Consider the following 12600-nt stretch of genomic DNA (forward strand, 5'->3'; position numbering starts at 1 on the left):
CCGTCCCCCGCACACATGTGCCACTCTGTTCGGCGCAACAACACGCACTGGGAGGGGAGAACGGGTGGCCGCGCCCATTCAGCTGACACGGACGCACCGGATTCTCATCGGCGTGGTCGTCGCCGGTGCCGTGATCATCGCCGGCATCGGCTTCGCGGGTTCGTACGCGGCGGTCCGTGAACTGGCCCTCAAGAAGGGCTTCGGGGACTTCAGTTACGTCTTCCCGATCGGCATCGACGCCGGTATCTGCGTCCTGCTGGCGCTGGACCTGCTGCTGACCTGGATCCGTATCCCGTTCCCGCTGCTGCGGCAGACGGCGTGGCTGCTGACGGCGGCGACGATCGCGTTCAACGGCGCGGCGGCGTGGCCCGACCCGCTCGGTGTGGGCATGCACGGTGTGATCCCGGTGCTGTTCGTGGTGTCGGTGGAGGCGGCCCGGCACGCGATCGGGCGGATCGCCGACATCACCGCCGACAAGCACATGGAGGGCGTCCGGCTGACCCGCTGGCTCCTCTCGCCGGGCCCGACGTTCCTGCTCTGGCGGCGGATGAAGCTGTGGGAGCTGCGCTCCTACGAGCAGGTGATCAAGCTGGAGCAGGAGCGGCTGGTCTACCAGGCCCGCCTGCGCTCCCGCTACGGCCGCTCCTGGCGCCGCAAGGCCCCGGTCGAGTCCCTCATGCCCCTGCGCCTCGCCAAGTACGGCGTCCCCCTGGCCGACACGGCCCCCGCTGGCCTGGCAGCAGCAGGCATAGAACCCGCCCTCCTCCCCCCGGCCCCGCAGCCGGCCATGAGCGGCCCCGCCGAGATAGGCACGGGCAGCCCCGCCGAGATAGCCGCGGGCGACCGCACCCACCCAGCCACGGGCGACCGTGCCCACCCCACTGCGGGCAGTCGTGCCGCTGGGGCGGCACGGGTGGGCGCAGCAGCACCTCACAGCGAGCAGCCACTGCAACTCGAGGGCAACCAGAACCCCGGGTACCCGGACAACTCCGCCCAGGACCAGAACCAGTGGCTCCACGCCCGCGACCCCCGTACGGTCGAGTACCACGGCGGCTACGACCCCACCTACGACCCCGACGAGGAATACGCCCGCTGGTACGCGGAACAGCAGCACGCCGAACAGTACGAGGACCAGTACCAGGAGGAACCCCCCCTCCAGGAGCCCTCTCCGGAGGAGACCGGCAGCTTCCCCATCCCGGTGGTCCCCGGCCGCACCCGTGAGCTGGGCGACGGCGGCGGCACCCCCGTCACCACCCCCGACGAGGAGGCGTACTACCAGGTCTTCCGCCAGTCGATAGACGGCAGCTACCCCACCCCCCGCGTCCTCGGCGACAACATCGAGGCGACCTACGGCACGACGCTGAGCCCGAGCGAGCTGAAGGCCCTCGCCGAGCGCTTCCAGGCCCGCCACACGGCGGAGATGGAAGAGGACCACATCGCGTAAGGCGCGCGGACACGACGACGACAGGGGGCGCCCGGCCAACACCGGGCGCCCCCTGTCGTCGTACGTCCGCCTACTCCCCGAGCAGGCCCCGCACCCGCTCCTGCCCCACCGCCAGCAGCAGCGTGGGCAGTCGCGGCCCCGTGTCCCGCCCCACCAGCAGGTGGTACAGCAGCGCGAAGAACGACCGCTGGGCGGTCTTGATCTCCGGCGGCAGCTCCTTGGGCGTGGCGTCGGCGGAGAAGCCCGCCTGGACCTTGGGCACGCCGTAGACGAGGTGGGTGAGCCCGTCCAGGGACCAGTTGTCGGCGAGTCCGTCGAGCAGCAGCCGCAGCGACTGCCGCCCCTGCTCGTCGAGCGACTTCAGCAGTTCGGCGTCGGGCTCGGCGCGGACGATGGTGCGCTGGTCGGCGGGGACGTGGTTGTTGATCCACGCCTCGGCCTTGTCGTAGCGGGGCCGGGCCTCGTCCAGGGAGTCCAGCGGGTTCGACGGGTCGAGTTCGCTGAGGATCCGCAGTGCCTGGTCCTCGTGGCCGGCGGTGATGTCGGCGACCGAGGCGAGGGTGCGGTACGGCAGCGGGCGGGGCGTCCTCGGCAGCTCACCGCTCGCGGTCCGCACCGCGCGGGAGTGCGCGGCGGCGTCGGCGGGCAGGGCGCCGCCCTCGGCGACCTTGGTGTCGAGGCGGTCCCACTCGTCGTAGAGGCGCTGGATCTCCTGGTCGAAGGCGATCTTGAAGGACTGGTTGGGCTTGCGGCGGGCGTAGAGCCAGCGCAGCAGCTGCGGCTCCATGATCTTCAGCGCGTCGCCCGGGGTGGGCACGCCGCCCTTGGAGGAGGACATCTTGGCCATGCCGCTGATGCCGACGAAGGCGTACATCGGCCCGATGGGCTGCTTGCCGCCGAAGATGCCGACGATCTGCCCGCCGACCTGGAACGACGAGCCGGGGGAGGAGTGGTCGACCCCGCTGGGCTCGAAGATCACGCCTTCGTAGGCCCAGCGCATCGGCCAGTCGACCTTCCAGACCAGCTTGCCGCGGTTGAACTCGTTCAGCCGGACGGTCTCCGAGAAGCCGCACGCCGTGCAGGCGTAGGTCAGCTCGGTGGAGTCGTCGTCGTAGGAGGTGACGGTGGTGAAGTCCTTCTCGCAGTTGCCGCAGTACGGCTTGTACGGGAAGTATCCGGCCGAGCCCGAGCTGCCGTCGTCCTCGGCGGCGGCGCCGGAGCCCTCGGCGGCCTCCAGCTCGGCCTCGTCGACCGGCTTCTGCTGCTGCTTCTTGGCCGGGGCCTTCTTGGTGCGGTACTGGGCGAGGATCGCGTCGATGTCGCCGCGGTGCTTCATGGCGTGCAGGATCTGCTCGCGGTAGACGCCGGAGGTGTACTGCTCCGTCTGGCTGATGCCGTCGAACTCGACGCCCATCGCGGCCAGTGACTCGACCATCGCGGCCTTGAAGTGCTCGGCCCAGTTGGGGTGGGCGGAGCCCTGGGGGGCGGGGACGGAGGTGAGCGGCTTGCCGATGTGCTCGGACCACGACTCGTCGACGCCGGGGACACCGGCCGGGACCTTGCGGTACCGGTCGTAGTCGTCCCAGGAGATCAGGTGCCGGACCTGGTGGCCGCGGCGGCGGATCTCGTCGGCGACGAGGTGCGGGGTCATGACCTCGCGGAGGTTGCCCAGGTGGATGGGGCCGGAGGGGGAGAGGCCGGACGCGACGACAACAGGTTTGCCCGGGGCCCGGTGCTCCGACTCCTCGATGACGTCATCCGCGAAACGGGAGACCCAGTCGGTGGTCTCGGTGCTCTGAGCCACGATCGGCACGTCCTTCTTTCCACTCGGGCAGCCAGTACGGTCGTACGGCCGGCCGCTTCATTCTCCCAGTACGGCCCGCATCCGCGAAAACCGCTTTTCACCGCGTGGGATACTCGGCTTCGGCAGTAGTCCACGAACCCGATCAGAACGGCAGTCTCCATGGCCTCGGTCACGTCCCTCACCGACTCCGTCCAGCAGCAGCTCGCGTCCGCCCTCACGGCCACCCGGCCGGAGGCCGCCGGTGCCGACCCGCTGCTGCGACGTAGTGACCGGGCGGACTTCCAGGCCAACGGCATCCTGGCGCTGGCGAAGAAGTCGAAGGCGAACCCGCGGGAGCTGGCGACCGAGGTCGTCTCGCACATCACCACCGGTGACGAGCTGATCAAGGACGTCGAGGTCTCCGGCCCCGGCTTCCTCAACATCACCGTCGCCGACCGGGCGATCACCCGGAACCTCGCCGCGCGGCACGCGGACGGCGAGCGTCTCGGTGTGCCGCTGAAGGAGGACGCGGGCGTCACGGTCGTCGACTACGCCCAGCCGAACGTGGCGAAGGAGATGCACGTCGGTCACCTGCGGTCGGCGGTCATCGGCGACGCCCTGCGCGGCATGCTCGACTTCACGGGCGAGAAGACGATCGGCCGGCACCACATCGGCGACTGGGGCACGCAGTTCGGCATGCTCATCCAGTACCTGTTCGAGCACCCGGGCGAGCTGGCCCCCGCGGCCGAGGTCGACGGCGAGCAGGCCATGAGCAACCTGAACCGGGTGTACAAGGCGTCGCGTGCGCTCTTCGACGCGGACGAGGACTTCAAGGAGCGGGCCCGGGGGCGGGTCGTGGCCCTCCAGTCCGGGGACAAGGAGACCCTCGACCTGTGGCAGCAGTTCGTCGACGAGTCGAAGGTCTACTTCTACTCCGTCTTCGAGAAGCTCGACATGGAGATCCGCGACGAGGAGATCGTCGGCGAGTCCGCGTACAACGAGGGCATGCCCGAGACCGCCCGGCTCCTGGAGGAGATGGGCGTCGCGGTGCGCTCCGAGGGCGCGCTCGTGGTGTTCTTCGACGACATCCGCGGCAAGGACGACCAGCCGGTGCCGCTGATCGTGCAGAAGGCCGACGGCGGCTTCGGCTACGCGGCCTCCGACCTGACCGCGATCCGCAACCGCGTGCAGGACCTGCACGCGACGACGCTGCTGTACGTCGTCGACGTGCGCCAGTCGCTGCACTTCAAGATGGTCTTCGAGACCGCCCGCCGGGCCGGCTGGCTGAGCGACGGCGTCACCGCGCACAACATGGGCTACGGCACGGTGCTCGGCGCGGACGGCAAGCCCTTCAAGACGCGTGAGGGCGAGACCGTACGCCTGGAGGACCTGCTGGACGAGGCGGTGCAGCGGGCCGCGGAGGTGGTGCGGGAGAAGGCGCGGGACCTCACCGAGGACGAGATCCGGGACCGGGCCGCGCAGGTCGGCATCGGTGCGGTGAAGTACGCGGACCTGTCGACGTCGCCGAACCGCGACTACAAGTTCGACCTGGACCAGATGGTCTCGCTCAACGGCGACACGTCCGTCTACCTCCAGTACGCCTACGCCCGTATCCAGTCCATCCTCCGCAAGGCCGGCGAGGTCCGCCCCGCCGCCCACCCGGAGCTGGAGCTGCACGAGGCGGAGCGCGCGCTGGGCCTGCACCTGGACGCGTTCGGGGACACGGTCTTCGAGGCGGCCGCGGAGTACGCCCCGCACAAGGTGGCCGCGTACCTGTACCAGTTGGCGTCGCTGTACACGTCGTTCTACGACAAGTGCCCGGTGCTGAAGGCCGATTCGCCGGACCAGGTGGCCAACCGCCTGTTCCTGTGCGACATCACGGCCGCCACCCTCCGCCGCGGCATGGCCCTCCTGGGCATCCGGACCCCCGAGCGCCTCTGACCCGCGGAAACCGCGGAGCCCGACGGGCTCCGCGGTCCTAGTCGAACGTCGTCGTGCCCTCCGGCACCCACTCCTGCCCGCCCAGCGGGAACTCGTACGCCGGGCGCCCGTTGTTGCCGCTGGTGCGGAAGGGGCGGCCCTTGTCGTCCACGGTGAGGGTGCCGCTGCGGGAGCCGCTGGACCACTTCAGCTCCAGGTACCAGCTCACGTCGTACGCGGAGGCGTCGGCGGTGACGTAGTAGACCTCGGGGTCGGACTCGCTCACCTTGAAGGGGAAGTCGCGGTGCCCGGCCTCCGGGGTCAGGGCGGGCCGTGCGGCGTCCAGGGCGACGGTGAAGGCACGCGTGGGTACGCCACCGCCGCAGCCGACGCCCGGGTAGCCCATGGCGTAGTCGTTCCAGGCGAGCGGTGCCCGCTTGCCCGCGATCCGCACGGTGAGCCCCTCCACGACCACCGTCTCCGGCCCGGTCCCCTGCACGGTCAGCTGCACGTACTGCTGGCCCGAGGACACGGCACCGGCGGCCGCCACCCACGCCGTCGCGTCCTGCTCCGTCGGCGGCGGGCGCACGTCGTCCGGGGGCCGGTTGATCAGGTACCGCTGCGAGCAGGGGCTCTCCCAGACGTACGGCTCGGTCCGCACGGTGAGCGGCACGCCGGTGCTTTCCCCGGTCTCGGTGCCCGGCGGGGCGGCGGGGGCGGAGGCCGACGGGCTGTTCGTGTTCCTGCCCTTCGCGCCGGTCGACTCCGACGGCGAGGCGGAGGGGGAGGGGCCGGTGGAGTGCGACGGTGACGGGCTGACGTCCTTGCCGCCGACGCCCGCGGCGCCGACCGGTGCCCGCCGGTCGTCTCCGCCCGCCGCGTCGTCGCCCGGCAGGTTCGCGGCGAGCGTGACCCCGCCGAGGAGGGCGGCGACGGCGATCCCGGCGAGGAGGGCGGTACGGGTGCGGCGCCGCGGCCGGGGGCCGGGGCGGGAAGCGCCGGAACCCTCCGCCGCGGGGCCGCCGACCGCGGGAACCTCGTGCTCCGCCGCCGGGGCGGCGGGAGCGGCCGGCTCGGGAACGGCGGGTGCCGGAGCGTCAGGCTCGTTTTCGGCGGGTACCGGAGCGGCAGGCGCGTTTTCGGCGGGTACCGGAGCGGCAGGCCTCGCAGTGACCGGTACCGGAGCGGCCGGCTCCGGGGTGGCGGGCTCGGCCTCCTTCTCGACCGGCACCCCCGTCGCCCCGGCGGTCTGCGTGGCCTGCCCGGCCACCCCCGGCTTGCGCCCCCGCGCCGCGTCCGCGAGCACCCACCGCCGGTGCAGCTCGACCAGTTCCCCCGGGCCCGCCTTGCACAGCCGGGCCAGCCGTTCCACCGGCGCGTAGTCCGTCGGCACGGCGTCCCCGTTGCAGTAGCGGTGCAGCGTCGACGTACTCATGTGGAGCCGTTTGGCGAGCACCCCGTAGCTCAGCCCCGACCGCTCCTTCAGCTGCCGCAGCAGCGCGGCGAACTCCGTCGCAGGCGTGTCCTCCGACACCGTTTCTCCCTCCCCCGCGTCCCATTCCACCGTTCCAGGGAACGGTCGTATTCCCAGGTCACAGCAGTATGAGCGTTCCAGTGTCCCGGATCCCCCGCCGGAGGTGGCGGCCGGGACGGATCACCCCGCAAGCTCTGGTCATCCAAGCACGCCGCTCCCGGCATCCGGTCGAGCGGCCACGCCGAAACCCTTACTGATGACAAGGAATTCGCCATGCGCACCTCCCGCCTCCGCCTGCTCGCCGCCGCCGGAATCGCCCTCGCCTCCCTGTCCCTGACGGCCTGCCAGGACGGCACGGGCACACAGGACGAGGGCGCGTCCCAGCCGGCCGCGTCGGCGACCGCGGACCAGCCGACGAAGGCTCCCGCCGACCCGTCCGCGAATCCCCCGGCGGACGGCGCCGCCTCCAACGAGCCCTCCCAGGCGGGCGGCGGCAAGGGTGGCTCCGACAAGGGCGGCTCCGACAAGGGCGCGGACAAGGCCGGCAAGGACGACGACGGCGTCCAGGGCCGCGTCTCCTGCAACGGCACCAACACCACCGTCACCGCCAAGCCGGTCCCCCGCCCCCTCAACCACATGCTGATCACGGTCAAGAACACCGGCTCACAGCCCTGCGACCTCACCTACTACCCGGTGCTCCGCTTCGACGAGATGCAGTGGGTGCCGCAGCCCGTCGAGGCGTCGAAGCCGCAGGCCGTGGTCGGGATCGACCCGGGCGAGTCGGCGTACGCGGGTGTGCTCCTGTCGGCCGCCGACGGCAGCGGCGACGGCGGCACCACCGGCCACAAGCTGACCGTCGGCTTCCAGGGCAGCACTCCGAACAGCGACGGGGGCCCCTCCGCGACCCCGTCCCTGCCGGCCGAGGGCGTGTACTACGACAGCAGCCTGACGGTGACGTACTGGCAGCAGTCGATGGACGACGCGCTCACCTACTGAACGGCGCTCAGCTTCTGGGCCGCTTCGGTGGCCCAGTAGGTGAGGATGTTGCGCGCACCGGCCCGCTTGATGCCGGTCAGCGTCTCGAGGATCGCCCGGTCCCGGTCGATCCAGCCCTTCTCGGCGGCGGCCTCGATCATCGAGTACTCACCGGAGATCTGGTACGCCGCCACCGGCACGTCCACCGAGTCCGCGACCCGCGCCAGAATGTCCAGATAGGGACCCGCCGGCTTCACCATGACCATGTCGGCGCCCTCCTCCAGGTCGAGCGCCAGCTCGCGCATCGACTCACGGACGTTCGCCGGGTCCTGCTGGTAGGTCTTGCGGTCGCCCTGGAGCGAGGAGGCCACGGCCTCGCGGAACGGCCCGTAGAAGGCGGAGGCGTACTTGGCGGTGTAGGCCAGGATCGCCACGTCCTCCCGCCCGATCTGGTCGAGGGCGTCGCGGATGACGCCGATCTGCCCGTCCATCATGCCGCTCGGCCCGACCACGTGCGCGCCCGCGTCGGCCTGGACCTGCGCCATCTCGGCGTACCGTTCGAGGGTGGCGTCGTTGTCGACCCGCCCCTGCTCGTCGAGGACCCCGCAGTGCCCGTGGTCGGTGGTCTCGTCGAGGCACAGGTCGGACATGACGAGCAGGTCGTCCCCGACCTCGGCCCGCACGTCCCGCAGGGCGACCTGGAGGATCCCGTCCGGGTCGGTGCCCGGCGTCCCGAGGGCGTCCTTCTTGGACTCCTCCGGCACCCCGAACAGCATGATCCCGGAGACCCCGGCCGCCACCGCCTCGGCGGCGGCCTTCTTCAGGCTGTCCCGCGTGTGCTGCACGACACCGGGCATCGCCGCGATCGGCACCGGCTCGGCCGCGCCCTCGCGCACGAAGGCGGGGAGGATGAAGTCGGCGGGGTGCAGCCTGGTCTCGGCGACCATGCGCCGCATGGCGGGGGTGGTACGCAGACGCCGCGGCCGCGCGCCGGGGAAGGATCCGTACGTCGTCATACCACCTACGCTACGCCCGCCCCGCCCGTGCCTTTGCCGACGGGGAGTCGGCGATGGCCACACCGGGTGGGTACGGTTCTCCTCCGTCGTGATCACACCACCGAGGGGGACCACACCGTGCACAGCGCCGCCGTGACGGCCGAGGGCGACCGTATCCGCTGGGTCGAGCTGCCGGGACGTGACCCGGTCCGCGTCTACGTCCACGGACTGGGGGCCACCTCGCCCGCGTACTTCACCGCGACCGCGGTCCACCCCCTTCTCGCCGGGCACCGTTCGCTCCTGGTCGACCTCCTCGGCCACGGCCACAGCGACCGGCCCGCCTCGTTCGCCTACACCCTGGAGGACCACGCCGACACGCTCGCGACCGCCCTGCGCGCGGCGGGCGTCAGGGGCGCCGAGGTCGTCGCGCACAGCATGGGCGGCTCCGTCGCCGTGGTACTGGCCGCCCGCCATCCCGAACTGGTGTCCCGGCTCGTCCTGGCCGACGCCAACCTCGACCCGCTGCCCCGCACCCCGGGCGCGCCCGGCAGCAGCGGCATCGCCGCGTACACGGAGGAGGAGTTCGTGTCCGGCGGCTGGCGGGAGGTCCGTGACCGGGCGGGCGCGCACTGGTGGTCGACGATGCGCCTGGCGGGCCTGGAGGCTCTGCACCGCAGCGCCACGCACCTGGTCCGCGGCACGACCCCGACGATGCGCGAACTCCTGCTCGCCCTCCCCGTCCCCCGGACGTTCCTCCATCCCGCGGCCGACGCCCCGTTCCCCGGCTCCTCCGAACTCACCGCCGCGGGCGTCACGGTGACCGCGCTCCCCGACTGCGGCCACAACATGATGCTGGACAACCCCGAAGCCTTCGCCCGGGCCACGGCGGCAGCACTCGCCCCGGGGAGGGAGCCGGCCGACGGACGCGTGTGATCCTCCTCCAGGTCCTTCACACACGGTCCTTTGCCGAACCACGCCTTTGGACCACTCGGACCGGCACCTTTTGGCACTGCCCATCGGACCATGACCGCACCAGGCTGGGAGGACCGTCGACCTCACGGAGGGTTCTCTTGAGTCTCGCGTTCCTGCTGACCACCCTGGTCGTGGTGGTCACCCCCGGCACCGGTGTGGTGTACACCCTCGCCGCCGGGCTGTCGCACGGCCGCCGGGCGAGCGTGGTCGCCGCGCTCGGCTGCACGCTCGGCGTCGTGCCGCACCTGCTGGCGACGATCACCGGCCTCGCGGCACTGCTGCACACCAGCGCCGTCGCCTACGAGGTGGTGAAGTACCTCGGCGTCGCCTACCTGCTGTACATGGCGTGGGCGACGCTGCGCGACAAGGACGCGCTGACCGTCGAGGCGGACGCCGAGCCGCAGCAGGCGCTCCGGGTGATCGCCTCCGGGGTGCTCCTCAACCTGCTGAATCCCAAACTGACCATGTTCTTCGTCGCGTTCCTCCCCCAGTTCGTCCCCGCCGGCACGCCCGGATCCACCGGCCTCATGCTCCAACTCGGTCTCGTCTTCATGGCGTCGACCTTCCTCGTCTTCGCCGCCTACGGCATGTTCGCCGCGGCCGTGCGCGACCGTCTGGCGACCCGCCCCCGGCTCACGACCGGAATCCGCCGGGTGTTCGCCATCTGCTTCGTCGGCCTGAGCGCGCGGATGGCGGTGGCTTGAGATGCGTTTCCGGCACACCGACGCCGTCCGGTCCGACCATCCCGGCCTTGTCGCGGGGGTGTTGCACACGGCCGGCATCAACTCGGCGCCCGACACCGGCCCGAGCGTCGCCGAGTACACCGCCCGCGCCCGGGCCCGGCTGACCGGCGCTCCCGAAGGACAGTTCCCCGAAGTACTGGCCTGGCGACGGGCGTTCACCCGCATGGGGCTGAAGCCGACCCAGTACCGCTGCGCCTCGGAGTCCCTGCTGCGGCGGCTCCGCAAGGAGGGCACCCTGCCCCGCATCCACCCGGTGGTCGACCTGTGCAACGCGATCTCCGTCGCGTACGCCGTCCCGGTCGCCGTACTCGACGCCGACCGCATCACCGGACCGCTGCTCGAAGTGCGCCACGCCCGCGGCGACGAGGAGTACACGACGTTCGGCGGCGACCTCGAACACCCCGCGCCCGGCGAGGTGACGTACGCCGACTCCGCCGGGCGCGCGCACGCCCGCCGCTGGACCAACCGGCAGAGCGGCCACTCCGCGGTGAGCGACCGCACCGGCCGGATCCTCGTCGTGGCGGAAGCCCTGCACGACGGCGCCACGGACACCGTCGCGGAGGTCCTGGAGACGATCGCCCGGGAGCTCACCACGCACTGGCGGACCACCCCGCAGACGGCCCTCCTCACCTCCGCCGCCCGCGAGTTCACCCTCACCGACGAGCCACTGTCCGCCACCCGGGCACCGTAGGGGCGCGTGGCACCATGGGTGTGATGACCGCGAGGGACGCAGCGACGAGCGATCCGGCGACGCCCGGCACCCCTGCCCCACCCGGCTCCGACTTCCTCCAACTGCGGCCCGACGACGCGCCCGTGGGCGGCAAGGCGGACTGGCTGGCCCGGCACCTGCGGCAGGCGATCACCGACCGCCGCCTGACCGTGGGCAGCAGACTGCCGGCCACCCGGGTACTCGCCGCCGAACTGCGCGTCTCCCGGGGCGTGGTCACCGAGGCGTACCGGCGGCTCGCCGAGGACGGCCATGTCGAGGGGCGCCGGCGCGGCGGCACCGTCGTGGTCGCCGCGCCCCCGGCCCACGCGCCCCCCGCCGCTCAGCCACCACCGCACTCCCCCTTCACCGGCGACCCGGGCCCCGACGTGTTCGACGCGCTGCGCACCGCCGAGGCCCGCATCGACCTCACCCCCGGCCGGCCCGACCTCTCCGCGTTCCCCCGCACCGCCTGGCTGCGCGCCGAACGGGCCGTGCTCGCCGAACTCTCCAGCACTGACCTCGGATACGGCGACCCCCGCGGCGCCCCCCGCCTGCGCCGCGCCGTGGCCGACCGGCTGGCGCGCAGCCGCGGCATCCGCGTCGACCCGGACGGCATCCTGATCGTCGCCGGCACCGCGCAGGCGCTCACCCTGCTGCACCCGGTGCTGTCGGCGGACGGCATCACCGCCGTCGCCGTGGAGGACCCCGGCTCGCTGGGCACCCGCCAGCACCTGGCCCACGGAGGCCTCGCCACCCCACCGGTACCGGTCGACGACCACGGCGTACGCGTCGACGCCCTGCGCTCCACCGGCGCCCCCGCCGTACTCCTCACCCCCGCCCACCAGTTCCCGACGGGGGTCGTGACAAGCGGCGAGCGCCGCCGCGAACTGCTGCGCTGGGCCGCGGACGGCGGTCTGATCCTGGAGGACGACTACGACGCCGAGCACCGCTACGACCGCCCGCCCGTGCCCGCACTGCGCTCGCTGCTCACCGACCGCCTGTACTACATGGGCAGCGTCTCCAAACTCCTCGCCCCCGCGCTGCGCATCGGCTGGCTCCTCCCGCCGCCCCGCCACCTGAAAGCGCTCACCGACGCGAAACGCTTCACCGACCTCGGCAACGCCGTGCTGCCGCAACTGGTCCTCGCCCTGCTGATGGAGTCGGGCCGGCTGGAAGGGCACCAACGCCTGCTCCGCGCCCGCCACATCCGCCGCCGCGACGCGATGATCGACGCCGTACGGGAACACCTCCCGGGCGCGGTCGTCCACGGCGCCGCCGCCGGCCTCCACCTGACGGTCACGTACGCCCCGGACGTCCCCGACACCGAACTCGCCGCCGTCGCCCTCACCCACGGCGTGAAGTGCCACCCCCTCTCCTGGCACCGCCAACTCCCCGGCCCGCCCGGGCTGGTGCTGGGCTACGCGGCCGACCCGCCCGGAGCGATCACCGAGGGCGTGACCCTGCTCGGCCGGGCGCTGCGCGAACTGACCTGACACCGTTGTCGGCCACGGTCAAGTCCCCCGGGTCACGGGTCTGTCCCAGCGCACGGCGACCGCGCACGGGCGTGGGGTGCGCCCCGCCGCCG

General features: G+C 72.3%; 10 protein-coding genes. 7 read left to right on the forward strand and 3 right to left on the reverse strand.

Annotated features, from left to right (window positions below):
* The first annotated feature begins 64 nt into the window (after positions 1–64).
* Positions 65–1444 carry a DUF2637 domain-containing protein gene (locus tag ACZ434_RS07630; RefSeq protein WP_468452823.1) on the forward strand — a complete coding sequence of 460 codons (1380 nt, stop codon included), beginning with the start codon at positions 65–67 and terminating at the stop codon, positions 1442–1444.
* Positions 1445–1514: 70 nt separating this feature from the next.
* Here the strand turns inward: ACZ434_RS07630 and lysS are convergent, their stop codons facing one another.
* Positions 1515–3257, reverse strand: coding sequence for a lysine--tRNA ligase (gene lysS / locus ACZ434_RS07635; protein WP_468452825.1), 1743 nt, complete (start codon positions 3255–3257; stop codon positions 1515–1517).
* 150 nt (positions 3258–3407) lie between these two features.
* On the opposite strand from lysS, the gene argS reads away from it, so the two are divergent.
* Positions 3408–5168 carry an arginine--tRNA ligase gene (gene argS, locus ACZ434_RS07640; RefSeq protein WP_468452827.1) on the forward strand — a complete coding sequence of 587 codons (1761 nt, stop codon included), beginning with the start codon at positions 3408–3410 and terminating at the stop codon, positions 5166–5168.
* A 37-nt stretch (positions 5169–5205) separates the two neighbouring features.
* Here the strand turns inward: argS and ACZ434_RS07645 are convergent, their stop codons facing one another.
* Complete coding sequence (locus ACZ434_RS07645; RefSeq protein ID WP_468452829.1) at positions 5206–6681, reverse strand: helix-turn-helix domain-containing protein; 1476 nt, start codon at positions 6679–6681, stop codon at positions 5206–5208.
* Between the two features lie 213 nt (positions 6682–6894).
* Between ACZ434_RS07645 and ACZ434_RS07650 the strand changes: the two genes are divergently transcribed.
* On the forward strand, positions 6895–7617 hold the full coding sequence (locus ACZ434_RS07650) for a DUF4232 domain-containing protein (protein WP_468452831.1): 723 nt from the start codon (positions 6895–6897) through the stop codon (positions 7615–7617).
* Here the strand turns inward: ACZ434_RS07650 and hemB are convergent.
* Positions 7611–8612, reverse strand: a complete 1002-nt coding sequence (gene hemB / locus ACZ434_RS07655) for a porphobilinogen synthase (protein ID WP_468452833.1) — start codon at positions 8610–8612, stop codon at positions 7611–7613. The two genes, ACZ434_RS07650 and hemB, sit on opposite strands and share 7 nt — an antisense overlap.
* Positions 8613–8729: 117 nt before the next feature.
* On the opposite strand from hemB, the gene ACZ434_RS07660 reads away from it, so the two are divergent.
* From ACZ434_RS07660 to pdxR, 4 genes are all read left to right on the forward strand, one after another.
* A complete protein-coding gene (locus tag ACZ434_RS07660; RefSeq protein WP_468452835.1) occupies positions 8730–9524 on the forward strand; it encodes an alpha/beta fold hydrolase in 795 nt (264 codons plus the stop codon).
* A gap of 137 nt (positions 9525–9661) precedes the next feature.
* Complete coding sequence (locus ACZ434_RS07665) at positions 9662–10267, forward strand: LysE family translocator (RefSeq protein WP_468452837.1); 606 nt, start codon at positions 9662–9664, stop codon at positions 10265–10267.
* 1 nt (position 10268) lies between these two features.
* Complete coding sequence (locus ACZ434_RS07670) at positions 10269–10997, forward strand: B3/B4 domain-containing protein (protein ID WP_468452839.1); 729 nt, start codon at positions 10269–10271, stop codon at positions 10995–10997.
* A 23-nt stretch (positions 10998–11020) separates the two neighbouring features.
* Entirely contained in the window at positions 11021–12508 is a 1488-nt protein-coding gene (gene pdxR / locus ACZ434_RS07675; protein WP_468452841.1) for a MocR-like pyridoxine biosynthesis transcription factor PdxR, read from the forward strand.
* Positions 12509–12600 lie beyond the last annotated feature (92 nt).

It is taken from the genome of Streptomyces sp. NPDC030893, assembly GCF_055571535.1.

Excerpts from the sequence above, each read along its gene's own strand:
- argS (WP_468452827.1), top strand. The coding sequence starts at position 3,408 with ATGGCCTCGGTCACGTCCCTCACCGACTCCGTCCAGCAGCAGCTCGCG.
- ACZ434_RS07650 (WP_468452831.1), top strand. The coding sequence starts at position 6,895 with ATGCGCACCTCCCGCCTCCGCCTGCTCGCCGCCGCCGGAATCGCCCTC.
- hemB (WP_468452833.1), bottom strand. The coding sequence starts at position 8,612 with ATGACGACGTACGGATCCTTCCCCGGCGCGCGGCCGCGGCGTCTGCGT.
- ACZ434_RS07670 (WP_468452839.1), top strand. The coding sequence starts at position 10,269 with ATGCGTTTCCGGCACACCGACGCCGTCCGGTCCGACCATCCCGGCCTT.
- pdxR (WP_468452841.1), top strand. The coding sequence starts at position 11,021 with ATGACCGCGAGGGACGCAGCGACGAGCGATCCGGCGACGCCCGGCACC.